This is a genomic window from Sphingobium sp. TKS, assembly GCF_001563265.1.
Classification (GTDB): Bacteria; Pseudomonadota; Alphaproteobacteria; order Sphingomonadales; family Sphingomonadaceae; genus Sphingobium.
In genome coordinates this window covers 2041448-2067116 of the sequence record NZ_CP005083.1, presented here as the reverse complement: position 1 = coordinate 2067116, position 25669 = coordinate 2041448, and the positions used below count along the sequence as shown (strand labels likewise).

Sequence of the window (25669 nt, the reverse complement as noted above, 5' to 3'; positions counted from 1 at the left end):
ATATGAGGGAATGCCCGTAGGAATGGCGCGAACCCGCGGGAAGGTTCAGCCAGTGGCGATATATTGACCTCCGTTGATGGTGAGCACCGAACCCGTGCAGAACGCTGCTTTTGGCGAAGCAAGATAGGATACGGCCTGCGCGATTTCGTCGGGCTCGCCGAGACGGCCCACCGGAATGCTGGCGATGATTCCGTCGCGCACCTCCTCCTTGACCGCCGCGACCATATCCGTGTCGATATAGCCGGGGCAGACGGCATTGACGGTGATGTTCCGCGAGGCATTTTCCTGGGCGAGTGCTTTGGTGAAGCCGATCACACCGGCTTTGGCCGCGGAATAGTTGACCTGCCCGACCTGGCCCTTCTGACCATTGATCGATGAGATGTTGATGATCCGGCCGAAGCGTCGCTCGCGCATGCCCTCAATGATCGCGCGGGTCATCGTGAACATCGAGTCGAGATTGGTCGCCAGCACCGCGCGCCACTGGTCCCAACTCATCTTGTGGAATAATCCGTCTCGGGCGATGCCTGCATTGTTGACAAGAACGGACACGGGTCCGAGCTGTTTTTCGACGAGGGCGACGCCTTGGCGACAGGCGGTCTCGTCGGCGACGTCCCATTTGAACACCGGGATCCCGGTGTCGTGCCTGAACTCGGCGGCAGCGTCGTCATCGCCATGGTAGATGGCGGCTACCTCGCGGCCCTCCGACTTCAACGAGCGGGCAATGGCCGCGCCGATCCCGCGCGTGCCACCGGTAACGAGTGCAATATCCGTCATGGTCGTCCGGTCCCGTTTCTGCCTCAGCTACGCTGCGACGTGTCCCTTACAGAGCCTCCCCCGGACAATGCGTATGTATACTTATCGGTTTTGTTATTATCGCCTTGCATTCGAGGAGCAAGTCCGGAGGCCAAGGCGGAATGCAGATGGCCTCGTTGAAGGCGACGTCATGACGCGAGTGAAATCTTCAGGAAGGACGAGGCGTCTGCCGCCGCGCGACCCCAAGGGCGGTCGGCCAAGGCAGGATGTCGCGGCGCGGTTGGGCACGCATATCCTCGACGTCGCTCTCGAACAGTTCGTCGCCCATGGCGTCGAAGGCGCCAGCATGGAAGGGATAGCGGCTGCCGCCAACGTTTCGAAGCGGACGCTCTACGCGCGCTTCGGCGCAAAGGCGCGCTTGCTCGTCTCGGCCGTGGAACACGGAATCGCGCATCATCTCCGGCCGATCGCGTCGAACATTCCGGCCGGCTCGGCGCGGGACAAGCTGCTCCATGTCGGCAGAAAAATTCTCGATTCGTCGCTCAAACGCGAGGTGATCGGCCTGGAGTCCCTTGTCAATTGTGTTGCCGACCATGAATCGGAAGTCGGTCAGGCGAAGCCCTCGATGGGTGCGAAGGCAGGAATTGCGATCATCCAGTCCATTCTTGAAGAGGCCTGCGGCACACGCGCACGCGAGAGCGACACGGACCTGCCGTTCCTGGCGGCTTTCCTTTTCGATGCGCTCGTCACAAGCCCGCGGCATCGCATTCTCCAGCGCCGCGAACTGGAAAACACCGCGCAAGCCAAGTCGGATTATCTCGAGCGCACGATGGAATTGATTGCCGATGGAATGCCCTTCCTCGGCAGGTGTTCGCCCGATTAGACTGCGCGCCGCCCATCTCATAGCGGCGGCCCCTTTGTGCGAAGAACACGGCCATCATGGTCGATCGCCCGCTTCCGGCTCAGGTGACGCTCTCCAGGAGCAGCGCCACGCCCTGCCCGCCTCCGATGCAGAGCGTGACGAGCCCGCGCCGCAGTCCGTCGCGGCGCATCGACTGGAGCAGCCGCGTGGTCAGCACGGCGCCCGTCGCACCGATCGGATGTCCATGGGCAATGGCGCCACCTTCGACGTTGACGATATCTTCGGGCAGGCCCAGCTCGCGGATGACGGCGATCGCGATCGCGGCGAAGGCTTCGTTGATCTCGACCCGTTCGAGGTCCGATATCGACCAGCCCGCACGGGCAAGCGCCTGGCGCGCGGCGGGGACCGGGCCGAGACCGAACAGGCCCGGCGCTACCGCGCCCACGCCGAACGCGACCAGACGCCCCAGGGGAGCGGCACCATTCCGGCCGGCCCAGTCCTCGCTTGCGACGATCATCGCCGCCGCGCCGGTATTGAGCCCTGGGGCGTTGCCCGCAGTGATTGTTCCTTCCGGGCGAAAGGCGGGCTTGAGGTGGGCGAGGCTTTCGGGCGTCGCGTCCGGCCGATTCTGCTCGTCCCGCGAGAAGATGGTCGGTCCTTTTCGTCCTGGAATTTCGACCGCCACGATCTCGCTGTCGAACTTGCCCGCCGCCTGGGCGGCGCCGAACCGCTGTTGTGATCGCACGGCCCAGGCGTCCTGGGCCTCGCGCGAAATCTGGAATTTCGTCACGAGATCCTCGGTCACCCAGCCCGAATGCTGGTCGACGAACGCGTCGTTGAGGCCGTCATGGAGCATGCTGTCGAACAGCTTGCCGTCTCCCATCCGGTAGCCCCAGCGGCCCTTCTCGATGAGGTACGGCGCCTGATCCATATTCTCCATCCCGCCAGCGACGGCGGCATTGGTCAGGCCCAGCATGACCTCCTGCGCAGCGGTGGCGATCGCCTGGGCACCGGAGCCGCAGACCCGGTTGACGGTCATCGCCGGCACAGTGTCGGGGATCCCGCCGCCGATCGCCGCCTGCCGCGCCGGGTTCATCTTCGCGCCGGCCTGCACCACCTGGCCCATGACAACCGTATCGATCGCGTCCCCGGTCACGCCGGCGCGCTTCAGCGTCTCCGCGATCGCGATACTGCCGAGCCTCGGCGCGGCCATGTCCTTGAGGCTGCCGCCATAGCTCCCGATCGCGGTTCGCACGGGCGCGCAGAGAACGACATTCGTGGTCATGATCTTTTCCTCCATTCGGCCGCTTCAGGCCATGTATTTGCCGCCGTTGATCGAAAGCGTGGCGCCGGTGACGAAACCGGCTTCGTCCTCGACCAGGAAGAGGACGCCCCGAGCGATCTCCTCGGGCGCGCCGAGACGTCCGACGGGAACGGCGGCCAGAACATTCTTCATCGCCTCTGCCGGGACTGCGGCGACCATCGCGGTGTCGGTATAGCCCGGCGCGATCGCATTGACCGTGACGTTGCGCGCCGCGCCCTCGAGCGCCAGCGCCTTGGTGAAGCCGATCACGCCCGCCTTGGCCGCCGCATAGTTGGTCTGGCCGAACTGCCCCGACAGGGCGTTGACCGAGCTCACATTGACGATTCTGCCGAAGCGCCGCTCGCGCATGCCCTCGATGACCGCGCGGCACATGTTGAAGCAGCCGCCAAGGTCGACATCGATCACGCTGCGCCATTGCTCTTCCGTCATCTTGTGGAGCGTGCCGTCGCGGGTGATGCCAGCGTTGTTGACAAGGATGTCGACCGGCCCGATCTCCGCAACGATCCTGGCTACGCCGGCCTGGCTCGCGGCAAAATCACCCACGTTCCAGCTGTAGACAGCGACGCCCGTCTCGTCGTGAAAGGCCTGGGCGTCGGCGTCGTTGCCGAAATAATTGGCAATGACGGTGTAGCCATGGGCCTTGAGGAGTCGTGCGGTCGCGGCGCCGATGCCGCTCACGCCGCCGGTGATGAGCGCTATACGAGACATAGGATTTCCTTGCTGCTGGTGCTGGTGGAGGCGGCCTGGAGCGGCGCGGTCACTGCGCGAGATAGCCGCCATCGACGGGATAGTAGCCGCCCGTCATGAACGAGGCACGGTTCGAAAGAAGAAGCGCGACAAGCGCAGCAACCTCCTCGGGCCGGCCGAGTCGGCCGATCGGGTGCTGCTCGATCAGTGAGGGCGACGGCTCGCCCTGTGCCCGGATAAGGGGCGTATCGATGACGGCTGGTCCGACGGCGTTGACGCGGATTGCCTGGCGGGCGTAGTCGACGGCCGCAGTCCGGGTCATGCCGACGACGGCGTGCTTGGCGGCCGTATACGCGATGGTGCCGGGCAGGCCGAGCATGCCGCAGATCGAACTCATGTTGACGATCGCACCGCCGCCCGAGGCGAGCATGGCGGGGATCTGATATCGCATGCCGTAGAAGACGCCGTCCATGTCGACGCTGAGCACGCGCCGCCAATCGGCGAGATCATACTCGCCCGCCGGGGCGGAGATCCCGCCGACGCCCGCATTGTTCACGGCAAGATCGAGCCGGCCGAAGGTCTTCACTGTAAAGGCAACCATCGCCTCGACATCGGCGGGGTTCGCCACGTCCGTCCGCAGCGGAAAGGCCCGACCGTCTCCGATGTCGGTGGCGAGAGAATGCGCGCGGTCAACGTCGAGATCGGCGAGCACAAGCCGCGCGCCGCCGGCGGCCAACTCGCGGGAATTGCTCTCGCCAAGCCCGCTGGCGGCTCCTGTCACGATCGCAATCTTGCCATTGAAGTCGAACATCTTGTCCTCCAGAGCGCGCGGAAGCGCCGCCCGAAAACGGGCATTGTCAGACCGATCGGCACCTCACCCTAGAGTTGTGGATTTCCCGATCCTGGCGGGAACTGCCGTTGATGTGCATCGCGGTAGAGCGGCCCGCCATCGGGAACTCTACTTATGCGTTCAATTCAAGCTCGCGTCGGCGCGCTGATGCGCAAAGCCGGAGGTCGGGCAACCGTGGAAGCAGTGGATCAACCAAACGGATGGGCGATGGACATCCTGCGCCGCGGCGGGCTCGCCCGTCTGCTTTTCATGCTTGCCAAAGATGGACCCCGGACCGCGTTGGCGCGCCATAAGCAAAGAGGCCGCGGCATTCCGGGCAGCAATGATCATCATCGCGATCGATCCAGCTGGTGCGGAGATTCACGTAGCGACATGGCGGCTAGCTTGCAGCAATCTTCTCGGGGAAGGAGGCCTGCCATGAATGATTCCGGCATTTCCTGCCTGCTGGGCCGACGCCGCTCACGCCGAACGCCGGCCCGTGTCACGGCCTGCGCCGAAGCCCGCTCCATTCATCAGCAGTTCGTCAGCAGTCATCCGCCAATCAGGCTCGCCGACGCTCGCGAGCGCCGGCAACTCCGCTGTACAGGCGCGGCCGGCCGCATGGCCGGCTCGCTCCAAGCGCGGGTGCCGGCGGGCCCGCGCGTTCAACGCGACACCATCCCAATGCAACTCTGACTGGAGAAATAATGAGCGAACTCGGCCACGATCTGCACACGCTCTTTCCCGCGCACCGCGAGATCCTTCACGCACTGAAACTGGAAAGCCCGCACTATCGTGAACTGGCTCATCGCCATCACGAGTTGACTCGGCAGATATACCGGATCGAAGGAGGACTGGACGCCACTTCCGATGACCGACTCGAAGACCTGAAAAAGCAGCACCTGAGGCTGCTCGACGAGGTCGCAGAACTGATTGCAGATAAGCTGGACGCGCGATGCCGGATCTGAATCTGATACGCTATCGCCTCACCGACAAGCTCCGCGAGCTGAACGCCAAGGTTGCGCGCATCGAGGAGGAGCAGGGTCAACCGCTCGATGACGACTTCGAAGAGCAGGCGGTCGCCCGCGAGGATGATGAAGCACTGGACGCCGTCGAACAGTCCACGCTGGCTCATATTGCGCTGACGCAACAGGCGCTCGCAAGGCTGGACGCGGGCACGTATGGCCTGTGCACCAACTGCGGGAAGGTCATCGCGGCAGCGCGGCTCGAAGCGCTACCAGCCGCGGCGCAGTGCATCCGGTGCGCAAGCTCGGCGGCGCACGACAGAGTCTGACGGAACGTCCATGCGCCGTATCGAGGACACGAGCTTCACTGTGCTCATCTTGGCCGTATCGCTCGCCTTCGCGTGGGTCGTCCAGCCACTGTTTGGCGCCATTCTCTGGGGCGTCATCGCATCGATCCTCTTCGCGCCGCTGAACGACCGCTTGTTGCTCGCAATGCCGAGGCGCAACAATCTTGCCGCTCTGCTGACACTGCTCGCAATCATGGCGATGGTAATCCTTCCGGCAATCCTGCTTTCCGCTTTCCTTCTTCAGGAGCTGGCAGGCGTATACGCGCGGATGCAGAGCGGAGATGTCGATCCGGGCGCCTATTTCCTGCAATTTCAGGAACGTCTGCCACGATGGGTGAAGTCGCTGCTGACCGGGTTGGGTCTGACGGATTTCGAGGCCGTGCGGGCAAGGCTGACAGCCGGGATCGCCGCGAGCTTCCAGACGCTGACGGCGCGAGCTCTCAGCATCGGCCAGAGCGCCTTTGGCTTCGTCATCGGGCTGGGCGTCATGCTCTACCTGTCGTTCTTTCTCTTGCGCGATGGCAAGCAGGTGGCTGCCCGAGTGGAAGCCGCCATTCCGCTCGATCCGGAGCAGCGCGCGGCACTGTTTGCAAAATTCACTGCGGTCATTCGCGCAACGATCAAGGGCAGCCTCGTGGTCGCGGTCATTCAGGGCGCTATCGGCGGGATCGTTTTCTGGATACTCGGGATCCATAGCGCCTTGCTTTGGGGTGTCCTGATGGCCTTTCTGTCCCTTCTGCCGGCGATCGGGACGGGCATCGTCTGGGTGCCCGTTGCCGTCTATCTGCTCGTGACGGGCGCAGTCTGGGAAGGCATCATTCTCATATTGTGCGGCCTTTTCATTATCGGGCTCGTCGATAATCTCCTGCGCCCGATCCTCGTGGGACGGGATGCGCGCATGCCCGACTATGTCGTCCTGATCTCCACTCTCGGTGGTCTGGAGGTGCTCGGCTTCAACGGCCTGGTGATCGGTCCGGTGACGGCGGCGCTCTTCATCGCAGCATGGGATATCTTCGCGCGCTCACGACTAAAGCCGCAGGCAGGGCCAACATAGGCAATCCGAGTGCCTTGCAATGAGCGACGCAATTGGAGCGGCCGACAGGCGCTGGCCTATGGGGACAGGTTACGGGTAGTTACGCATTCCCTTGGCCCTATTCTGTCGGCCTAGTGCAGTGAGGCGTCGTGCCGCGCGCCCAGCAATGGGTAGTCGTGTTCATTTCGGGCCATGCGGGCCATCGAGCGGTCCTCGAACGCTGTTGTGCTGAGGAAATCTGAACCAGAAGTGACAATCTTTCATACGGACCTAACGATAGCCGGGGATATTGCCGCCATCGCCGGCATCGCGCTTGCGCTTGGCCTCGGGCTGCTGATCGGCGTCCAACGTGGCTGGACATTGCGCCGTGAACCGGCCGGCTCCCGCTTCGCCGGCATCCGGACCTTCGGACTGCTCGGGCTGGCGGGAGGCGTCGCGGGCGCGCTCAGGTCGATCGAGCCCGGCGTGGCGATCATCCTGGTCGCGGCTGCCGCGATGTTGGTTCTGATGGGATATGCGCAGGCCGCATGGCGGGGCGGCCCGGTCAGTGGAACAGCGAGCCTTGCCGGGCTTCTGACGCTAGGCTGCGGATTCCTCGCGAGCAGCCAGCACGAACGCCTCGCGACGATCGTCGCCGTCATAATGACGTTCGTGCTTGCGCTCCGATCTCAGCTTCATGGCTGGATCGAGAGGTTGAGCGAAGTCGAGGTGAGGGCGATCGCCCGCTTCGCTCTGATTTCCCTCGCTATCCTGCCGCTTCTCCCCGACCGCGCTTTTGGTCCCTACGGTGCCTGGAATCCGCAGCAACTGTGGATGGTGGTTGTCCTCGTGTCGGGCTTTTCCTTCGCCGGCTATATGGCGAGCAAGCGCCTCGGCGCCTCGCGCGGGACGCTCGCGACTGCAGCTGCCGGCGCCATGGTCTCGTCGACGGCGGTTACCGCCGCCTTGGCGACCCGGCTGCGCGACCCAGCGGAAAACGGTCCCATTCTCATGGCGGGAATCACCGTCGCCTCCGTCATCATGCTGGCGCGCGTACTGGTGCTGGTGGGCGTCCTGGCTCCGTTCGCGTTGCCGGCGCTAGCGGTGCTGGTTGCGCCCGCGATGCTGGTCAGCGCCCTCGCCACCGTCTGGCTTCTTCGGGCAGCAGCGCGTTTGCCCTCACGGTCCAGCCAGGAGGTTCCTGTTCGCAACCCGTTCAACCTTGCGCCGGCGCTCGGCCTGATGGCGCTGGTAATGGTTTTGTCGCTCGCCTCGCGGTGGGTGCTCGATCGATTTGGTGATGCCGGCTTGGCCACGATCCTCGCCCTGTCGGGGATGGTGGACGTCGATTCCGCCATCATCACGATGGGTGGGTTGCCGAAGGGCGTGCTGGAAGGACCAACTGCGGGCCTCGTTCTGGCCACCCCGGTCATGCTCAACACTCTCGTCAAGGCCGGAGCCACGATCAGCCTCGCCGGAAGGCAGCGAGGCTCGTCCGCCGCCCTGTCCCTGATTGCGAGCGTCGCAGCCAGCATGCTCATGCTGCCTGCGGTGTTGTGATGGCCGGTCGGGAGCGCCTGCTGGGAGCGAAGCTCATGGCCGGGAGATCGCAGGTCTGCGTACCTGCCTGACCGCCGGAGCGACATGAGACCGCGTTGTCGCGGTAGGCGTGAGCGTAGCCGTCCAGGGTGCACTGCGGCCGCCGCGAGAACGTCTCCCATAGGTATAGTCACGCATATTCTGAGTCAGGCGCCGTCGATAGCCTCGTTCCATTGCGATGGAGGCGACCATGAAAAACATTCTTTTGCTGGTTCACGACGACGAGGGGCAGGAAGCCCGACTGCAGGCGGCGCTCGATCTGACACGTGCGCTTGATGGCCATCTGACCTGCATCGACGTCACGCAATCCCCCGTAGTCGCGGGCGACATTTATGCGGGCTTTGGTGAAGCCGTGATGCTGACCGATGAGCGGGAGAACGAGGCGAAGAACAAGGCTGCCCTGACGGAGCGCCTCTCGCGCGAAGATGTTCCCTGGGATTGGGCCGATGCCACCGGTGATATCGCCAGCTGCGTCCTCGAGGCGGCGACGCTCGCCGATCTGATCGTGCTCAATCGGACGCTCGACGCATATCCTCTCCCCGATATGCGTACGATCGCCAGCCGGATAGTGATGCATGCGCGCAAGCCCATCGTCGCTGTCCCCGAGAAGCTGGATCGGTTCAACGCCGTGGGTCGCGCGCTCATCGCCTGGGATGGCCAGGCATCTGCGGCTGACACGATGCGCGTGTGCGTGCCCCTTCTGCGGCTTGCATCCAATGTCCACATTTTCATGGCCCGCGATGGCGCCGAGAAGACCGAACCCACCGAAGCGGCCGAATATCTGTCCCGCCACGGCATCCATGCGAGCGTCAAGATCATCGACGATGGCCTGCACGCGCCTGATGCGCTGATTGCCGAGGAAGCGGCGCTTTGGCAGGCCGACTATGTGCTGATGGGGGCCTATAGCCACGGCCGCCTGCTGGAAGCGTTTGGCGGCGTCACCAAGCGGATGCTGAACAAGAGCAACCTGCCGCTGGTGCTCGGGCACTGAAGAAATCACCCGTGCAAGCCGCGGTCGGCTCAGAATCGGCCGCCGCCGGAATGTCCGCTCACAGCGGCCGATTTGACCGCCATCAAGGAGAGAAGTGCTACCCGCGCGCGGAACTCCCGCCGCCAGATATCTGGGCGGGCGTCTTTCGTGTCCATCGCAGAAGGGAAGCACAGAGTTCCAGTTCTTGCTCTTTCCAAGCGTCCGGGCGGACATGGCGTTCGAGGCGTTTGCGGCCCCTGTTCGCGGAGCGGCGGCGACGCAGCCGCGCGAGCACGCCCCGGATGAGCCGCACGCCGGGAGTTCGAGACGGGGCAGTGCAATTACGTAGTGCGCGCGCGTGCACGCAAAGCGATGATGGGACACCGCCGATCCAGGAGCCTTCTGCATGACCAGCCCTGCCGCAGCGCCATCGCCCCCCGATCCGCTGGATGGCCTCGCTGAGACATTCGACCGCGCCGCGGTCGCCGCCATTGCTCAGCTGACGTCCGGGCTTTCGCCCGCGACCATCGTCCAGGCTTTCTCCGACTGGGGGATCCACCTCGCCATTTCGCCCGGGAAGACCCTGCTGCTCGGCGCGAAGATCGCCCGTAAATATGCGCGACTCTTCGATTATGCCCTCCGCAGCACCGGCGACGCTGAGGCCCCGCTCGCGATCGAGCCCTTGCCGCAGGACCGCCGATTTTCCGATCCGGCCTGGAACGAGGCACCGTTTAATTTCATCAGCCAGTCCTTCCTGCTCAGCCAGCAATGGTGGCATGCGGCGACCACGGACGTGCACGGCGTCACCAGGCATCATGAAGCGATGGTCGAGTTCGCCACGCGACAGATGCTCGACATGCTTGCGCCCTCCAACTTCCTTGCCACCAATCCGGTCCTGCAAAGGAAGATCCTGGAAACCGGCGGCCAATGTCTCGTCGAGGGCTTCAAGCATCTGCTCGAGGATATCCAGCACACCGTGCGGGGCCTGCCGGATGTTGGCGCCGAGCAGTTCCGGGTCGGCGACAATGTCGCGACCGCCAAAGGCAAGGTCGTCTATCGCAACCAGCTGATCGAGCTCATCCAGTATGAGGCGACGACCGAGAAGGTGCGGCCAGAGCCGGTGCTGATCGTGCCGGCCTGGATCATGAAATACTACATCCTGGACCTGTCTCCGGAGAATTCTCTGGTGAGATGGCTGACAGGCCAAGGCTATAGCGTGTTCATGATCTCCTGGCACAATCCCGGCAGCGCCGACCGCGACCTGGACATGGAAGCGTATAGAAGAATGGGGCCGATGGCCGCGCTCGAAGCAGTCACTGCGATCACCGGCGCCTCCGCGATCCATTCGGTCGGCTATTGCCTCGGCGGCACGCTGCTTTCGATCGTGGCGGCTGCGATGGCGCGCGACGGCGACGACCGCCTCGCCAGCGTCACCCTGTTCGCCGCCCAGAGCGAGTTCAGCGAGCCCGGCGAGCTCGGCCTGTTCATCGACGAGGCGCAGTTGAACTTGCTCGACAGCATGATGTGGAGCCGCGGCTATCTCGACAGCAGCCAGATGGGTGGCGCCTTCCAGATCCTCAGGTCCAACGACCTGGTGTGGTCGCGCGTGCTCGGCACCTATCTGATGGGCGAACGCGAGCCGATGAACGACCTCATGGCCTGGAACGCCGACGGCACGCGCATGCCCTACGCGATGCACAGCCAGTATCTGCGGCGCCTGTTCCTCGACGACGATCTTGCCGAGGGCCGGTACAAGGTCGAGGGAAGGACGATCAGCCTCTCGGCGATCCGCAAGCCGCTGTTCGTGGTCGGCACCGAACGCTATCATGTCGCGCCCTGGCGTTCGGTGCACAAGATCCATCTGCTGACCGGCGCGGAGATCACTTTCGTGCTGACGAGCGGCGGCCACAATGCCGGCATCGTCTCGGAACCCGGTCACAAGGGCCGCCGATACCGAGTGCTCACCCGCGAACCCGACGGCATCTCCTACGACCCGGAGGAATGGTCGGCGCGAGCCGAGCAGAAGCACGGTTCATGGTGGATCGAATGGGGCGAGTGGCTTGACCGCCAGTCCGGCAATCCCGTCGCGCCGCCGCCGATGGGCGCGTCGGACAAGGGTTATGGGCCGATCGCCGACGCGCCCGGGCTCTACGTGCTGGAGCATTGAGCGGTGGCTGACGATGCGATGATCGAGAACAAGACGTTCGACGAGATCCGGATTGGCGATCGCGCGAGCCTCACGCGCAGGTTGGACGAAAAGGACATCCAGCTTTTCGCGCTCGTCTCGGGGGACGTGAACCCGGCAGTGCTCGATTCGGCTTACGCCGCGACCGACATGTTCCGCCACGTGATCGCGCATGGCATGTGGGGCGGCGGCCTGATCTCCGCCGTGCTCGGCACCGAACTGCCGGGACCGGGTGCAATTTATCTGAGCCAATCGCTGCGCTTCACACGGCCGGTCGGTCTGGGCGACACGATCACCGCCTCGGTGACGGTCACCGAAAAGCGGGCCGAACATCATATAGTCGTCCTTGATTGCCGGTGCGCCAACCAGAATGGTGAGGACGTCATTCTCGGGGAGGCCGAGGTCAAGGCGCCGACGCAAAAGGTCCGCCGGCCACGCGCGACGCTTCCCGATGTGCGCCTTTCCGACCACGACCGCTATCGTCGGCTGATCGACAAGACAGCCGGGGGCGAGCCGGTCGCGACCGCCGTCGCGCATCCGTGCAGCGCGGCGGCGCTCCTCGCCGCGATCGAGGCGGCCGAGGCCAATCTGATCGTTCCGATCCTTGTGGGTCCGGAGGCGAAGATCCGTCAGGCGGCCGAGGAGGCGGGCAAGGACATTTCGTTCCTTCGGCTCGTGGCCGCAGATCACAGCCATGATGCCGCTGCCAAGGCGGTCGCGCTCGTCCGGGCGGGTGAGGCGAAGCTGCTGATGAAGGGGTCGCTCCACACCGACGAATTGATGGGCGCGATCGTGCCTTCCGCCGCCGGCCTCAGAACCGAACGGCGGATCAGCCACGCCTATATCATGGATGTCCCGGGTCATCCGACGCCGCTGATCATCACCGACGCGGCGATCAACATTGCACCGACGCTTGAGGAAAAGGCCGACATCGTTCGCAACGCGATCGACCTCGCTCATGTGATCGAGATCGAGACGCCAAAGGTCGCGATTCTCTCTGCTGTCGAAACGGTCAATTCGGACATGCAGTCCACGCTCCATGCGGCCGCGCTCTGCAAGATGGCTGATCGCGGCCAGATCACAGGCGGCGTGCTCGATGGGCCGCTCGCCTTCGACAATGCGATCAGTGAGGCGGCGGCAAACGAAAAGGGTATTGCCTCGCCCGTCGCCGGCAAGGCGGAGATCCTCATCGTACCCAACCTCGAGGCAGGCAATATGCTCGCCAAGCAGCTGACATTTCTCGGCGGCGCCGACGCTGCGGGGATCGTCCTGGGAGCACGCGTTCCCATCATCCTTACGAGCCGCGCAGACAGCCTGCGCACCCGCCTTGCCTCCTGCGCCGTCGCCGTTCTGATGGCCCGTGCAGCGACCAAGGCGGCGCCCGGGGTCACTCAGGCGGCAAGCGCATGAAGGCGGTCGTCAGCCTCAACTCGGGCTCTTCGAGCATCAAATTCGCGCTCTTCACCATGGACCCGCAAGGCGCGCCGCGCTTCTCTGCCGGAGGCAAGATAGAGGGCATCGGCGTCGCGCCGCATCTTGTCGGGCGGGCGACAGGAGGAGAAGTCCTTGTCGAGCGGTCGTGGAAGGACGGTGCCTCGCTCGGGCACGATGCCCTGCTCGCCGACCTGTTCGAATGGTCGGCGGGCCATCTCGGCGATAACGAGGTGATCGCGATCGGGCATCGGGTCGTTCACGGGGGCACCGAATTCGCGAGCCCTCGCCTGGTCGACGATGCGCTGCTGGAGAAACTCGAGGCGCTCTGTCCGCTCGCCCCGCTCCACCAGCCCCATAATCTCGCCGCGATCCGGGCGATCGCGAAACTCCAGCCCCGCCTGCCACAGGTGGCGTGCTTCGACACTGCCTTCCATCACGACATGCCGGAAATAGCCGCTCGCCTCGCCATACCGCGCGCGCTCCATGACCGGGGCATACGTCGTTATGGCTTTCATGGTCTCTCCTACGAATATATCGCGCGCAGCTTGGCCGAGCTCGACCCGCCGCTCGCCGGCGGCCGGGTCATCGCCGCGCACCTCGGCAACGGCGCCAGCCTCTGCGCGATCCGCGGTGGAAAGAGCGTCGATACGACCATGGGCTTCACCGCGCTCGACGGTCTCATGATGGGCACGCGCTGCGGCAGCATCGATCCCGGCGTCGCGCTCCACCTTGAGACCCAGATCGGGATGAGCCCCGCTCAGGTCGAAGATCTATTTTACAACAAATCGGGTTTGCTCGGCGTGTCCGGAGTCTCGAGCGACATGCGCGCGCTGCACGGCAGCTCGGATCCGCGTGCGGCCGAGGCGGTCGAGCTCTTTGCGTGGCGCGCGGCGCGCGAGGCGGGAGCGCTCATTGCCTCGCTCGAGGGACTGGACGGTTTGGTCTTCACCGCCGGCATCGGTGAAAATGATCCGGTTGTTCGTGCATCGATCTGCGAACGCCTCGCCTGGGCCGGCATCGTGCTCGATCCGGAAAGCAATGCGCGAAATACGCCGGTGATCAGTGCCGGGAACAGCAGGATCGCGGTCCGCGTCATTCCAACCGACGAGGAGCGGATGATCGCAATCCATATGCTGAACGTGCTCAATTCGGGCTCACTTCTTGACGGAAAGGCGAGATCATGACCGGCTCGGCATTTGAATGTGAAACGCGAACAGGCCTACGGCTGTCCGTTCGTCCGGCGGGTCCTGGCGATATCTCCATATTGGATGAACTCTTCCATCATGTGAGCCAGGAGGATCTGCGGTTCCGCTTCCTGAGTGGGATCAACGAAGTGAAACCCGAGCAGCTGCGCGCCATGACCGCCATCGATCACGGAAACCCGGAAAGCTTCATCGCGTTCGACGCCGCAAATGGCAAAGCTGTCGCCACGGCGATGCTTGCCCTCGATGCCGAGGGCAAGCGCGGCGAGGTCGCGATCTCGGTAGACGCCGATTACAAGCGTCGTGGCATCGGTTGGACCTTGCTGTCTTTCGTAGCGGAGCACGCGAGGCAGCGCGGCGTTCAGGTGATCGAGTCCCTCGAAAGCCGCGCCAATCACGAGGCGATCGAAGTGGAACGCGACGTCGGTTTCACGGTGGAGGAGTGCCCCGGAGACCCGACGCTGGTGATCGTAAGGAGGACGCTCGAGATCCCGGCGTCCGGCGGATAATGTGTGAGACAGGACAGGATGCACCGCCCTCGACTGGCGGAGCGTGTCAGCGTCCACGCAAACCGTAGGCAAGCTATACGGAATCGCCTGACGCCGATCATGCACTCGACAATGTCACAGACACGCGATGATCATCCACCGGGCTCTGGCCGAAGCAAGCCACCGGGACGATCTGGCGCGACCGAGCGGACGGCGCCTCGTATGTGATTATCGTACCGCGCTCAGACCGGTCGCTGCTAGTCCGCGAGCTTTCGCAGGCGCAGCGCAAAGATACAGAGGAACACGCCCCGAAAGATAAAGCTCGTACCGATGATGAACGCCAGAAAGATGAGCGCGCTGGCCGGCCCTGCAAAGAACAGGATCACGCCGAGGGCGATGTCGATCAGCCCGAGGAAGACGAGCCAGCCCCGGTGATGTGCTCCTCCCAAGCCGGTTGAAATCTCAAGCGCGCCGCCGACGATCAGCCAGACGGCGATGAACCAGACGAGCGAGAACGCGCCCGCAAAAGGGTGCCACAGGACAAGCAGCCCGAGGGCGAGCGAGAGCAGCCCCAGGACGATGTCGAGCCAACGGCTGCGCCAGCCCTTCCCGGAAAAGCCAGCCGCCAGCCCGAGAACGCCACCACTCAGCAGCACGAAGCCAATAAACAGGCCGGTGGCAAGGCCTGTCGCAAGTGGCTCGAGCAGGGCCACTATTCCGACGATCGCCAGCAGGATGCCGTAGGCGAGGATCCAGCCCCATCCTGTGCCCTGGGCAAGGCCAGGCTCGAGGTTCCAGTTTTTCGCGGCCATCAATATTCTCCCTGTTCGGTCGCCCAAGCCGGGGACATCGCCCGTGACGAGAATGAGCGAGTTGGCGGGCCAGTTCCAGATCTGGTTCCTTGCACGAGGCGGCCAGGCCCCGGCGGCGCGTGCGAGCGTCGGCTTGTGCAATCCGCCGCAGATGCAGCGCCGGACGTTCGATCGGTGGTCCTTCCCTTGCGACAATGGACCGTCTCTAGGGTCGGCACATGGTCGGACGCGATTTTGTTTGCACGGTCGGGCGCCAAGCTGATCGACCGCCATGAGGTCATGGCTCGCGGCAACCTTCGCCTCGGCCGGACGGCCTGCAACGGTCGCCAGACATTCCTCGCGACCGTTGCAAGCTGATATCCCCGCACGGGGATCAGGCGACGACGATATTGTCCTCCACCCGAACGACGCCGGGCGCGGCCCACGCGGCGCGTTCGGCGATCTGGCGCTCGTTCCACGCCTTGACCTTTCCCCCCAGCGTCACCTTGCCGCCGTCGGTAAGCACCGTCACAGTCGCCGCATCGAGGTTGGCCTGGCGCTTGAAGGCGGCGACGATCCGGTCCTTGACATCGTGGGCGGTCGGCACGTGCTGCTTGATCTCGATCTGGTTGCCGACGCCGATCACGCCAGTGATCTTGCCGGCGACCTTGCGGGCTTCGTCGCTCTGATAATACCAGTCGACGGTGCCGGTAAGCGTGACCCAGCCATGCTCGACCTTCACCTTGATCTTGTCGTCCGGGATCGAGACATTCCAGGCGAACATGTCGAGGATGCGCTTGGCAATCTCATGATCCGCCGTCTTCGGATCCGACGCGAAGCGCACCTTGATCTCCTCGGCGATCGCCTTGACGCCGGCCACGCGCCGCGCCGCCTTCTCGGCCGCCAGCTTCTCCGGATAGCTCTTCACATAGCCGGAAAGTGTCACCACGCCGTCGGTCACGGCCACGCCGATATCGGCGTGGTCGACGCTCGGCTCCCAAGTCAGTTCGTCCATGACGTCACGCTGTAGTTGGCTGTCGCTTGTCATTTGCGGTCTCCTTTCGCTTTGAAATCCGCCGCACGCGGGATGTGGCGACGGTGCACGGCTTGTCGACGGCCACCTTGAGGACCATCGGCAAGATCAGGGAAACGACGGTGCCATGGCCCGCGCGGCTGCGAATACGGAAGCGGCCGTGAGCAGCCCGGACGAAATGGCGTACGCGGCCCAGTCCTGTCCCGTTGGCGGCGGGCGCTACGTTCCCTTGGAGCGCGCGATGCAATTCGCACAGAGTGAGGCCGCGGCCGGTATCGGCAATAGCGATCCAGATCCGGTTGTTGATCCCCTTGATGCGGATCCATATCTTACCCGGCGTCACCAGCGATGCGCTTGCGTTTGCCACCAGTTCGAGAATCGCCGCGTCAAAGGCGGCCGCTTCGAACTTCGCTGGCAACCGTTTGCTCGTGCGGTCCAGCACGACCTCCACATGTCGGCCGGCGAGCGCGCGCATCAGTGGCTCAAGACCTGCCAGATGACCGTTTACCTCCAGATCCTCCGTCGCACCGGCACCATCTGAGCGAGCGAGAAGAGTGGTCGTGAGGCGGCCGCCACGCTCTGCGGCGTCTTCGATGGCATCGAGGAGCAAAGCGCGCCGCTCTGTCGTAAGCGGATCATCCAGCATGTGGCGGGCCGATGCCACGACGCTGAACAGATTCCTCAGATCATGGATACCTTCCCGAGCGGAGGTGCCAGGGTCCTGATGACCGGTTCCGATGTGCATCGAGCGCCTCCCTGTCGAACGAGGCGATTGTCTCGGCAAGGGACAGTCCCGGAAATTGGGAATGTTACTTAGATCGCTCGGCGGATCGGGCTGAAGCCATGAAGCATTCGCAGCATTAACCAGAACCGCGGGGCGCCGGCGCCGCGAGCGCTGCAAGCGGTTCTGCATCGTTCGTGGCGAGCCGCATCGGCCGTTCGCCGGCGCTTGGAGGTAACTACGTAAAGACCGGGTTCGTCCCCTCCGATAGTCGCCTGAACGTCACAGGGATGGGATGCGTCCAGGCGATGCGCCCCTTTTGCCTCAAGGATCATGGCCGAAACTCCGACCCACGCAGTCAACGCCGCCTCTGCAGACGGCTCCGGAAGGACGCCGGCGCCGCCTGAATTGAAGCAGGTGCCTTCAGCACAAACGGCGGAACCCCATGCCTGCGAGCCCCGGGCACAATCCGACGCCTCCCATCCTCGCGGACTCTCGGTTGTTGGGATCGACAAGGCCTATGACGGGCGCAAGGTACTGAACGACATCTCGCTTGACGTCGCTCATGGCCAGGTTGTTGGACTGCTCGGACCCAACGGCGCGGGGAAGACGCTGTGCTTCTACTCGATCATCGGCCTTGTGCGGCCGGACGCCGGGCGCATTCTCCTCAACGGCCTCGATGTCACCAAGCTTCCCATGTACCGGCGGGCTCGTCTCGGCCTCGGATATCTGCCCCAGGAGCCATCCATCTTCCGGGGGATGACTGTCTCGCAGAACATCGAGGCCGTGCTGGAACTCGTCGAACCCGATAGGGACGCACGCGGGCGCCGTCTGAACGCTCTTCTCGAAGAATTCCGCATCGAATCCTTACGGGACACACCTGCCAAGTCGCTCTCCGGCGGCGAGCGGCGGCGCTGCGAAATCGCGCGGGCAATGGCGGCAGATCCGACCATCATCCTGCTCGACGAGCCCTTTGCCGGTATCGATCCACTATCCATCGCGGACCTCGAGCGCATGGTGCGCGACTTGAAGAAGCACGATGTCGGCGTTCTGATCACGGATCATAATGTGCGCGAGACACTCGAGCTCGTCGACAGGGCATACATCCTCTACGAAGGCGCTTTGCTCACGCAGGGCACGCCCGCGCAGTTGGTCCTCGATGCGAACGTCAGGCGCCTCTATCTCGGAGAAGGCTTCTCGCTGTAGCCGATTCCGCTGCGCTCCACCCGAACACGAAAGCAGCGATATCCTATCGTGCCGGTCCGTTCTCCCGGAGCGCGCCTGCGATGAGCCCGGCCGTTTTATCGGCGGTCTCGTCAAAGCAGCGGTCAGCCGCGACACCGAAGGCCTCGACGATCGCACCGACACTGTTCTCCTTCGCGCGCGCGTGGGCTGCCAGCGCCCAGACCGCGAGAGGCTCTGTGCCGTCGCGCCGAAGAAGCCGGGCTTCGCCATCCAGTCTCACGATAGGGGGAGCATCGGCAGTTGCGACGTCGGCATAGACCGCTTCGAAATGGTCGATCCTCAACTCGAACCGATAGCCGAAATTCGCAGGCGGGCGGACGGGATACAGCATGACCAAGGGGGCGCGGCGGGCGAAGGCCTGTTCGATGCCTTTGCGGAAGAGATCCGGCACCGGCGAGATCCACCGCGCACTCTTGAGGTACATCGCCCGCGGGCCCCGAACTGTGAGCAGCCGGTCGCCATCGATTTCTGAAGCGAAGCCGATTGTCAGATGCACGCTCTGCCGTTGCTCGATCGCAAGCTGCGGGATTGGCGGCGTGGTCGCGGCTCCTTCGAGCCGATAGAGGACGACCGGCCTCGGTGGCGCCAGGAGAGAGCCCGCACAGCCGCAAAGCATGAGCAGAAGCAGGGCGGCGCCGTGGCGGAACATAGTCATGGGCGCAGTTCCAGTTCCTTTTCGCCCGCCCTGCCCAGGATGCCCCGCGGGTTCTGGCGCACTTCGCGAAGCAGCCGGTCAAGCGAGTCTGCGGCCCGCTCGATACTCGTCAAGGTGCGATCGAAGTTGGGCAGCGTGGTCGTCGAAATTCTCTGGGTCTGGCCGTCAATCCTCTCCAGCGTCCCACGCGCGTCCCGGATCGCGAGCTTGAGGTCGTCCGCCGTCTGCGCGATGTCTGAAGCCGCCCGGCGACCGTCGCCCTCGGCGATATTCCGGACCGAGGCGGCGGCACGCTGAATGTCGGTCGCGGCATCGTCGAGTTTCGCGAGGGTTGAAGACGCACGGGTAAACATTTCGCGGTTTTCGGCGATCGCGCCGGCGGTCAGACGTACGTCATGCGCCGTCGCGGCCAAATCCGTGATTGTCCGATCGGAAAGAAGCCGGTTGACCCGGTTGAGCGCCTCGGTGGCGCTTCGCACCATCTCTCCACCCCCCGGGAACAGGGCAGAAAGCGCGGCCATGGAATCGGTGCTGCTTTGGATGACTGGCCGGCCGCTGTGCGGCACGGTCCTCAAGAGCGGGCGATGTATGGAACCGGACGTTATCTGGATGATATTCACGCCGGAAATGCCCTGGGTCTCCATCATAGCCACCGAATCCGCTCGAACCGGGGTTCCCGCGTGCAACTGGATATCGGTGAGGACGTGGCTGGGATCATGCTCGTCAAGCGCGATAGCCTGGATGCGGCCCATTGTGATGCCATTGAACTGGACGTCTCCGCCGTCGGTCAGACCGCGAACGGGACCCTCGAAGACAATGCGATACTCATCATAGCTTCTGCTGAAATCGGTCCGCCCCAACCAGATGATGAAGATCATCGCAGCGAAGAGGATCGCGACCGACGAAACGCCGACCAGGACATAGCGGGCATGGCGCTCCATCAATGCGCCTCCCGTGCCGCGCGTCCACGCGGACCCCCGAAATAGGCCTTGATCCATGGATGTGCGGAATGCTCGACCTCCCGGGGCGATGCCAAGGCGATCACCCGCTTGTCCGCCAGCACCGCCACTCGGTCACAGATGGTGTACAGTGTATCCAGATCGTGCGTGATCATGAAGACAGTGAGACCGAGCGCGTCGCGCAACGCGCGGACAAGCTCATCGAACGCATTGGCACCGATCGGATCGAGACCGGAAGTCGGCTCGTCGAGGAAAAGCAACTCCGGATCGAGGGCGATCGCCCTGGCGACGCTGGCCCGCTTTCGCATGCCGCCCGACAGCTCGGCCGGCATCTGCGCGCCGGCATGATCGGGAAGACCGACAAGTTTGATCTTCAACGCTGCCATGGCGCGGACGAAGCCGATGGGCAGGTCGGCATGTTCAAGAAACGGCGCCTCGACATTCTCCTGGACCGACAGTGCTGAAAACAGAGCACCCTGCTGGAACATGACGCCGATCCGTCGCTCGACATCGGCCTGCCGGTTCGGATCGAGAACGTCATGGCCAAGAACTGAGATCTCGCCCGCATCGGGTCGCTTGAGACCAAGTATGGAGTTGAGCAGGACTGACTTTCCGGAACCCGATTCGCCCACCACCCCCAGGATTTCGCCACGCTTCAGATCGAGATCGAGGCCGTCGTGAACGACCTTTTCGCCGAACACTGTCCGCAAGCCCTTTACATGAACCAGCGGCAGGTCGCCCTCTTCCTGGCTCACAGATCGAGCTCCGTGAAGATCATGGCGAAGATCGCGTCAAACATGATGATGAGAAACACGGACTGAACGACCGCGGCGGTAACGCGGCGACCGAGGCTCCCTGTATCGCCCTCGACCATGAAACCCTGCCGGCAACCGGTGGCGGCGATCACCACAGCAAGGAAGGGGGCCTTGCTCATGCCGATCCAAAAATGCCTGATCTCGACGGATTCGAGCGTGCGGTTGATGAAGAAGACCGGACTGATGTCGAGCGTCAGCCAGCTGACGAGCAATCCCCCGACGATACCGCCGATATCCGCGCAGAACGTCATCAGCGGCATCATCAGCAGGGCCGCAAGAACGCGCGGGACGACGAGCGCATCGAACAGATCGACGCCCATTACTTGCATGGCGTTGATTTCCTGGTTCATCCGCATCGCGCCGATCTGCGCCGCGAAGGCCGATGCCGATCGGCCGGCGAGAAGAATGGCTGCGATGACGACGCCAAACTCGCGCAGAATCGCCACGCCGACCATTTGCACCGTGAAGACCGACACGCCGAATTCGACGAGGATGTTGACGCCCACCAGCGCCACGACAGCTCCGATGAAGAACGTCATAATGACCGTTATCGGAATGCCGTCGAGACCCGCTTCCTCCATGACCGCCACAAGCGGCGTCAGGCGCAACCGCCGCGGCCGGAGCGCCGTTCGGATCAGAGCGAGGATGAGTTGGCCTGCAAACGCCAGGGCACGGTAGACTTCGATGCCCTCGGCTACGACTGCCCTCCCCAGCCGCTCGAAGAATGCCGTGATGCCGTGATCGGCGCGCACCGCCGTCGGCGCGGCCTCGAGCGCAGGATGCACGATCTCGGCGAGCCGCCGCAAATCCTCCCGATCGAAGCGCTTCTCGGCGCCCGTCGTGAGCGCACCGAGCAGAGCATAGATTCCCGCGCTGTCGGCCCGTCCGAGTTGTGATATGTCGACCGCCACCATGCGCCCGCCCCGACCGATTTCGCGTTCCAGCCGCGCAGGAACACTTCCAAGCATCAGCACCGTCCAATCTCCGCGCGCGACAAGCTCATGCCCGCGACCCGACGTGCGAAGTGCATAATCGGCCGGTTCGGGCGGGTGTCGGGCTGAAGAGGCAGTTCGGGAAGGCGGCATGGGCCTGCCCTCACCCGCCGCAAGGCGGCCGAGCAGAGGCCGCCGGCCACTTGCGGCGAGATGCGATTGGCTCCGGAGAGCGCCCGGTCGTCTCCTGGTCACAGGACATCATCAGCCTCCACCATAGCGAGGCCGGGGGTCGGCTTTGCAAGATGCGCCTCCCGAGACCTTCCGCTTTTGTTCATGATGCCGACGGCTATGGTCGATAATCCGCAATGCTACGTAATGATTGGGCCGGGGCTACTGGTCGTAGATTTCCGATTTTCTGCGCGGAAGGTTTTTTGGTGCTCAACGGCCGCGACGCGTAGGAATTCGCGTTCGCCTATCGGGGCGGAAAAGGCGCTTGGTCCATCTCACAAACCGCCGCAGCAGCCGCGCGTGACTTCGATCGGGAGGCTCCGGGGCCGCGGCGTTGCGCTTCCGGGCCCCGAACATGCGCCGAAGCGCGCGAATGCCGGATCAGCGCCGGCTTGCCCGCACCACGATCTTGCTGAGTTCGCGCAGCCAGAGCACCGAACTCGCGGTCACCGTGCAGAGCGCCCAGTCCCCCGCGCCGAGGCTCGTCGTCGAGAACGCCTGCTGGAGAATGGGCAGATATACCACGCCCGCCTGCAGCACGAGTGACAGCCCCACCGCCGCCCACAGCCAGGGATTGGCAAAGAGGCCGTGAAACGCGCTTTGCTCGTCCGAGCGCGCGTTGAAGATGTTGAAAAGCTGGAAGAGGGTCAATGTCGAGAACGCCATCGTCTGGGCATAGCCGATCGTGCCGCTTCCTTCGATCAGACCGCCCGGCAGGCCCGCGTCGAGCACCAGCAGCGTGCCTGCAGCCATCACCATGCCGACGAACAATATGCCTGCCCACATGCGCGGCGTGATGACCCGCTCCTCGCGGGCGCGCGGGGGCTTCGCCATCGTGCCGCTGTCCGGCGGCTCTATCCCGAGCGCGAGCGCCGGCGCGCCATCGGTGACAAGGTTGATCCACAGAATCTGCGTCGCCAGCAGCGGCAAGACGAGACCACCGCTGCTCGCTGCGGTCAGACCAAGCGCATCCGCGAGCAGGACGCCGAAGAACATCGTCATCACCTCCCCAATGTTCGAGGAGAGAAGGTAGCGCAGGAACTTGCGGATATTGGCGTAGATCGCGCGGCCTTCCTCGACCGCGGCGACGATGGTCGCGAAATTGTCGTCGGCCAGCACGACGTCGGCTGCCTGCTTGGACACGTCGGTTCCGGTAATGCCCATGGCGATCCCGATGTCGGCGGTGGTGAGCGCCGGCGCATCGTTGACGCCGTCGCCGGTCATCGCGACCGTCATGCCGTTGCGCTGGAATGCCTTGACGATACGCAACTTGTGCTCGGGGTCGACCCGCCCGAAGACCGAGATGGTGCGCACGGTCTCATCGAGCGACGCATCCGACATCGCGTCGATCTGCGCCCCGGTGACGGCGCGGCCGTCATCGGAGACGCCGAGTTCCACGGCAATGACCGCGGCGGTCTTGGGATGGTCGCCGGTGATCATGATCGGGCGGATGCCCGCATGCTTGGCGTGGACGATTGCAGCCTTGGCCTCGTCCCGCGGTGGATCGATCATGCCGACCAGCCCGAGGAACACGAGGTCATGTTCCAGGCCATCGTCGAACGCCCTCGGCGTCGAACCGTCGTTGGGCAGCGTGCGGAAGGCCAGGCCGAGCGTGCGCAGCGCCTCGCCTGCCAGCCCCTCGTTGATCTGTCCGATCTCGGTTCGACGTGCGTCGGTCAGAGGCCTCGTCCCGCCGCCCACAAGTTCATGCGAGCAGCGCGCCAGCAGCACATCCGGCGCACCCTTGGTCAGCGTCAGCAGCCGTTCCTCTTGTTCCGCATCGCTATGGACCGTGCTCATCAACTTGCGTTCGGATGAGAACGGCACCTCGCCGATCCGACAAAAACGGGCTTCGAGCGCATCGCTTGCGAGGCGCGCCTTGCGCGCGGCGACGAGGAGCGCGCCCTCGGTGGGATCGCCCTGCACCGACCATTGTCCGTCATGCTCCTGAAGCACGGCGTTGTTGGCGCGATCGGCCGCGGTGAGCGTACGCAGCAATTCGGTCCGAAGATCACCATCGACACCTTCGCCCCGCTCGTCGCGCAGTTCGCCCTCCGGGCGATAGCCCGTTCCAGCCAGGGTGACGCGGCCGCTCGCGGTGACGACCGCCCGCACCGTCATCTCGTTGCGGGTCAGCGTGCCGGTCTTGTCGGAGGCGATGACGTCGGCCGAGCCGAGCGTCTCGACCGCAGCCAGATGACGCACGATGGCGTGCCGCTTGGCCATTCTCTGGACGCCGAGCGAGAGCACCGCGGTCACGATCGCCGGCAGGCCCTCGGGCACGGCGGCGACGGCGAGCGCGACGCCCAGGATCAGCACGTCGAAGACCGCCGAAAAGCCGCGAATATCCTCCACCAGGAGGATCGTCGCGATCATCACGACGGCGATCGCGACGACGATCACGCCCAACAGCCGGCCGGTGCGGTCGAGCTCCCGCTGCAACGGGGTCATCTCCTTCGGCGCGTCCTCGATCAGGCCTGCGATTCGTCCCATCTCGGTCCGCATGCCGGTCGCCGTGACGACCGCGCTGCCCCGGCCGTAGGTCGCGCTTGTGCCGGCGAAGATCATGTTATGGCGGTCGCCGAGCGGCACGTCGTCCTGGATCGGGTCGACGTCCTTGGCCACGGGCAGGCTTTCTCCGGTCAGCGACGCCTCGCCCGTCTGCAGGGAAACGGACTCGATCAGGCGGGCGTCGGCGGGCACGGTAACGCCCTCTTCGACAAAGATGATGTCGCCCGGGACGAGCTCGCTCGCCGGAATGCTCTGCCGCGCGCTGCCCCGCATGACGCTGGCCCGCGCCGCCGACATCTTCTGCAGGGCGGAGACCGCCTGTTCGGCGCGGACCCGCTGGACATAGCCCATGGCCGCATTGAGGAGGACGATGGCGAAGATCGCCATCGCCTCGAAGGGCAAGGACGAGTCGCGCTCGTAGAACCAAAGGCCGGCCGAGACGAACGCCGCGACGAGCAGCAGGATGACCAGCACGTCGGAGAACTGCGCCAGGATCTTTCGCCAGATCGGCACGGGTTTGGCGGTGGCAAGCGCATTGGGGCCATATCGGTCGAGACGGGCGAGCGCCTCCGCCCGGGTCAGTCCGGCCGCGGCATCCGCGCCGAACAAGGCGAGGACCGCTTCCACGGATTGCCGGTGGGGTCCGGTCCCTTCCGGTTCGGCCTGACCGGGCGTGTCAGCCATGTTCACTCCTTCGATGCTGCCACGGCCTCGGTCAACGGCAGGCATTCAGCCGCCGATCTTTTCCACGCGGCCGATGCGTCGCACCGTGCGCTTACCGGATCGCATCCGCCAAAACGCCGACTCCTCTCGCTATAGGCGGTGCGCGGCGCGATCGCAGCAAGGCAATGCGCGTTGGGATGCTCGAGCGCCGCGCTCAAGCGCCGACAGTCTCTGCCGCGGGCGGAAGGCTTCGGCGCCCGGCGGGGGCCATCGATCACATGAAGGTCGTGGCCCGACATGGCTAGCCGCTGACCCTCGGGCTCCGCCCACACGAGCAACCGCCCGTCACATCCAAAGCGCAAGCGGCCAGGATCGCTGGCTGCGGCTCTCACTAATCGGCCGGATTGGCCATCGAGGCTGACGGGAGTCTGGCGCCGCCGCATGCGTGAGACCTTC

25 protein-coding genes are annotated in these 25669 nt (G+C 64.4%); 12 read left to right on the top strand and 13 right to left on the bottom strand.

Annotation, left to right across the window (positions count from 1 at the left end):
* Positions 1-45 precede the first annotated feature (45 nt).
* Positions 46-774 (bottom strand): acetoacetyl-CoA reductase, encoded by a 729-nt coding sequence (phbB, locus tag K426_RS10270; protein ID WP_066556542.1) that lies wholly within the window; start codon positions 772-774, stop codon positions 46-48.
* Positions 775-943: 169 nt separating this feature from the next.
* Here phbB (K426_RS10270) and K426_RS10265 point away from each other — a divergent pair, with 169 nt between their 5' ends.
* Positions 944-1636 carry a TetR/AcrR family transcriptional regulator gene (locus K426_RS10265; protein WP_082748827.1) on the top strand — a complete coding sequence of 231 codons (693 nt, stop codon included), beginning with the start codon at positions 944-946 and terminating at the stop codon, positions 1634-1636.
* 79 nt (positions 1637-1715) lie between these two features.
* On the opposite strand, the gene K426_RS10260 is transcribed toward K426_RS10265, so the two are convergent.
* From K426_RS10260 to K426_RS10245, 4 genes are all read right to left on the bottom strand, one after another.
* A complete protein-coding gene (locus tag K426_RS10260; RefSeq protein WP_066561633.1) occupies positions 1716-2900 on the bottom strand; it encodes a thiolase family protein in 1185 nt (394 codons plus the stop codon).
* A gap of 24 nt (positions 2901-2924) precedes the next feature.
* Positions 2925-3647 carry an acetoacetyl-CoA reductase gene (gene phbB / locus K426_RS10255; protein WP_066556539.1) on the bottom strand — a complete coding sequence of 241 codons (723 nt, stop codon included), beginning with the start codon at positions 3645-3647 and terminating at the stop codon, positions 2925-2927.
* Between the two features lie 49 nt (positions 3648-3696).
* Entirely contained in the window at positions 3697-4437 is a 741-nt protein-coding gene (locus tag K426_RS10250; protein WP_066556537.1) for an SDR family NAD(P)-dependent oxidoreductase, read from the bottom strand.
* A gap of 159 nt (positions 4438-4596) precedes the next feature.
* Complete coding sequence (locus K426_RS10245; RefSeq protein WP_066556536.1) at positions 4597-4809, bottom strand: hypothetical protein; 213 nt, start codon at positions 4807-4809, stop codon at positions 4597-4599.
* Positions 4810-4893: 84 nt separating this feature from the next.
* Between K426_RS10245 and K426_RS31255 the strand changes: the two genes are divergently transcribed.
* The 10 genes from K426_RS31255 to K426_RS10195 all read left to right on the top strand — a co-directional run bounded on the left by K426_RS31255 (position 4894) and on the right by K426_RS10195 (position 14678).
* On the top strand, positions 4894-5151 hold the full coding sequence (locus tag K426_RS31255) for a hypothetical protein (RefSeq protein WP_145907248.1): 258 nt from the start codon (positions 4894-4896) through the stop codon (positions 5149-5151).
* Positions 5152-5162: 11 nt separating this feature from the next.
* Positions 5163-5423, top strand: coding sequence for a YdcH family protein (locus tag K426_RS10235; protein WP_066556533.1), 261 nt, complete (start codon positions 5163-5165; stop codon positions 5421-5423).
* Positions 5411-5749 carry a TraR/DksA family transcriptional regulator gene (locus tag K426_RS10230; RefSeq protein WP_066556531.1) on the top strand — a complete coding sequence of 113 codons (339 nt, stop codon included), beginning with the start codon at positions 5411-5413 and terminating at the stop codon, positions 5747-5749. Before K426_RS10235 ends, K426_RS10230 begins: the two co-directional genes overlap by 13 nt.
* Positions 5750-5759: 10 nt before the next feature.
* Positions 5760-6821, top strand: coding sequence for an AI-2E family transporter (locus K426_RS10225; protein ID WP_066556528.1), 1062 nt, complete (start codon positions 5760-5762; stop codon positions 6819-6821).
* Between the two features lie 171 nt (positions 6822-6992).
* A complete protein-coding gene (locus K426_RS10220; RefSeq protein ID WP_082748537.1) occupies positions 6993-8339 on the top strand; it encodes an MgtC/SapB family protein in 1347 nt (448 codons plus the stop codon).
* A gap of 229 nt (positions 8340-8568) precedes the next feature.
* Positions 8569-9369, top strand: a complete 801-nt coding sequence (locus K426_RS10215; RefSeq protein ID WP_066561628.1) for a universal stress protein — start codon at positions 8569-8571, stop codon at positions 9367-9369.
* A gap of 385 nt (positions 9370-9754) precedes the next feature.
* Positions 9755-11515: a PHA/PHB synthase family protein gene (locus K426_RS10210; RefSeq protein WP_145907246.1), complete on the top strand. Its 1761-nt coding sequence runs from the start codon at positions 9755-9757 to the stop codon at positions 11513-11515.
* Between the two features lie 3 nt (positions 11516-11518).
* Entirely contained in the window at positions 11519-12943 is a 1425-nt protein-coding gene (locus K426_RS10205; protein ID WP_066556525.1) for a bifunctional enoyl-CoA hydratase/phosphate acetyltransferase, read from the top strand.
* Positions 12940-14151, top strand: coding sequence for an acetate/propionate family kinase (locus tag K426_RS10200; protein WP_066556520.1), 1212 nt, complete (start codon positions 12940-12942; stop codon positions 14149-14151). Before K426_RS10205 ends, K426_RS10200 begins: the two co-directional genes overlap by 4 nt.
* Positions 14148-14678 (top strand): GNAT family N-acetyltransferase, encoded by a 531-nt coding sequence (locus K426_RS10195; protein WP_066556517.1) that lies wholly within the window; start codon positions 14148-14150, stop codon positions 14676-14678. The genes K426_RS10200 and K426_RS10195 overlap by 4 nt, the downstream gene beginning before the upstream one ends.
* Positions 14679-14914: 236 nt before the next feature.
* On the opposite strand, the gene K426_RS10190 is transcribed toward K426_RS10195, so the two are convergent.
* From K426_RS10190 to K426_RS10180, 3 genes are all read right to left on the bottom strand, one after another.
* Entirely contained in the window at positions 14915-15469 is a 555-nt protein-coding gene (locus K426_RS10190; RefSeq protein WP_066556514.1) for an HdeD family acid-resistance protein, read from the bottom strand.
* A gap of 373 nt (positions 15470-15842) precedes the next feature.
* Entirely contained in the window at positions 15843-16496 is a 654-nt protein-coding gene (locus K426_RS10185; protein ID WP_066556506.1) for a BON domain-containing protein, read from the bottom strand.
* Entirely contained in the window at positions 16468-17226 is a 759-nt protein-coding gene (locus K426_RS10180; RefSeq protein ID WP_066556502.1) for a sensor histidine kinase, read from the bottom strand. The genes K426_RS10185 and K426_RS10180 overlap by 29 nt, the downstream gene beginning before the upstream one ends.
* A 384-nt stretch (positions 17227-17610) precedes the next feature.
* On the opposite strand from K426_RS10180, the gene lptB reads away from it, so the two are divergent.
* Positions 17611-18408, top strand: a complete 798-nt coding sequence (gene lptB, locus K426_RS10175; RefSeq protein WP_413243696.1) for an LPS export ABC transporter ATP-binding protein — start codon at positions 17611-17613, stop codon at positions 18406-18408.
* Positions 18409-18451: 43 nt separating this feature from the next.
* Here the strand turns inward: lptB and K426_RS10170 are convergent, their stop codons facing one another.
* The 5 genes from K426_RS10170 to K426_RS10150 form a co-directional block, all read right to left on the bottom strand.
* Complete coding sequence (locus K426_RS10170; protein ID WP_082748529.1) at positions 18452-19102, bottom strand: ABC-type transport auxiliary lipoprotein family protein; 651 nt, start codon at positions 19100-19102, stop codon at positions 18452-18454.
* Positions 19099-20043, bottom strand: a complete 945-nt coding sequence (locus K426_RS10165; RefSeq protein ID WP_066561622.1) for an MlaD family protein — start codon at positions 20041-20043, stop codon at positions 19099-19101. The genes K426_RS10170 and K426_RS10165 overlap by 4 nt, the downstream gene beginning before the upstream one ends.
* The gene (locus K426_RS10160; RefSeq protein WP_066556496.1) at positions 20043-20816 is read right to left on the bottom strand and encodes an ABC transporter ATP-binding protein; all 774 of its coding nucleotides are present in this window, start codon (positions 20814-20816) and stop codon (positions 20043-20045) included. The genes K426_RS10165 and K426_RS10160 overlap by 1 nt, the downstream gene beginning before the upstream one ends.
* On the bottom strand, positions 20813-21790 hold the full coding sequence (locus K426_RS10155; protein ID WP_237230023.1) for an MlaE family ABC transporter permease: 978 nt from the start codon (positions 21788-21790) through the stop codon (positions 20813-20815). The genes K426_RS10160 and K426_RS10155 overlap by 4 nt, the downstream gene beginning before the upstream one ends.
* A gap of 630 nt (positions 21791-22420) precedes the next feature.
* Positions 22421-25177 (bottom strand): cation-translocating P-type ATPase, encoded by a 2757-nt coding sequence (locus K426_RS10150; RefSeq protein WP_237230022.1) that lies wholly within the window; start codon positions 25175-25177, stop codon positions 22421-22423.
* Between the last annotated feature and the right edge of the window lie 492 nt (positions 25178-25669).

Coding starts and splice junctions, on each gene's coding strand:
- K426_RS10195 (WP_066556517.1), top strand. CDS start 14,148: ATGACCGGCTCGGCATTTGAATGTGAAACGCGAACAGGCCTACGGCTG.
- K426_RS10225 (WP_066556528.1), top strand. CDS start 5,760: ATGCGCCGTATCGAGGACACGAGCTTCACTGTGCTCATCTTGGCCGTA.
- K426_RS10185 (WP_066556506.1), bottom strand. CDS start 16,496: ATGACAAGCGACAGCCAACTACAGCGTGACGTCATGGACGAACTGACT.
- K426_RS10210 (WP_145907246.1), top strand. CDS start 9,755: ATGACCAGCCCTGCCGCAGCGCCATCGCCCCCCGATCCGCTGGATGGC.
- K426_RS31255 (WP_145907248.1), top strand. CDS start 4,894: ATGAATGATTCCGGCATTTCCTGCCTGCTGGGCCGACGCCGCTCACGC.
- K426_RS10200 (WP_066556520.1), top strand. CDS start 12,940: ATGAAGGCGGTCGTCAGCCTCAACTCGGGCTCTTCGAGCATCAAATTC.
- K426_RS10235 (WP_066556533.1), top strand. CDS start 5,163: ATGAGCGAACTCGGCCACGATCTGCACACGCTCTTTCCCGCGCACCGC.
- K426_RS10245 (WP_066556536.1), bottom strand. CDS start 4,809: ATGATGATCATTGCTGCCCGGAATGCCGCGGCCTCTTTGCTTATGGCG.
- phbB (WP_066556539.1), bottom strand. CDS start 3,647: ATGTCTCGTATAGCGCTCATCACCGGCGGCGTGAGCGGCATCGGCGCC.
- K426_RS10190 (WP_066556514.1), bottom strand. CDS start 15,469: ATGGCCGCGAAAAACTGGAACCTCGAGCCTGGCCTTGCCCAGGGCACA.
- K426_RS10155 (WP_237230023.1), bottom strand. CDS start 21,790: ATGGTGGCGGTCGACATATCACAACTCGGACGGGCCGACAGCGCGGGA.
- K426_RS10180 (WP_066556502.1), bottom strand. CDS start 17,226: ATGCACATCGGAACCGGTCATCAGGACCCTGGCACCTCCGCTCGGGAA.
- K426_RS10260 (WP_066561633.1), bottom strand. CDS start 2,900: ATGACCACGAATGTCGTTCTCTGCGCGCCCGTGCGAACCGCGATCGGG.
- K426_RS10250 (WP_066556537.1), bottom strand. CDS start 4,437: ATGTTCGACTTCAATGGCAAGATTGCGATCGTGACAGGAGCCGCCAGC.
- K426_RS10220 (WP_082748537.1), top strand. CDS start 6,993: ATGCGGGCCATCGAGCGGTCCTCGAACGCTGTTGTGCTGAGGAAATCT.
- K426_RS10230 (WP_066556531.1), top strand. CDS start 5,411: ATGCCGGATCTGAATCTGATACGCTATCGCCTCACCGACAAGCTCCGC.
- K426_RS10215 (WP_066561628.1), top strand. CDS start 8,569: ATGAAAAACATTCTTTTGCTGGTTCACGACGACGAGGGGCAGGAAGCC.
- K426_RS10165 (WP_066561622.1), bottom strand. CDS start 20,043: ATGGAGCGCCATGCCCGCTATGTCCTGGTCGGCGTTTCGTCGGTCGCG.
- phbB (WP_066556542.1), bottom strand. CDS start 774: ATGACGGATATTGCACTCGTTACCGGTGGCACGCGCGGGATCGGCGCG.
- K426_RS10265 (WP_082748827.1), top strand. CDS start 944: ATGACGCGAGTGAAATCTTCAGGAAGGACGAGGCGTCTGCCGCCGCGC.
- K426_RS10170 (WP_082748529.1), bottom strand. CDS start 19,102: ATGACTATGTTCCGCCACGGCGCCGCCCTGCTTCTGCTCATGCTTTGC.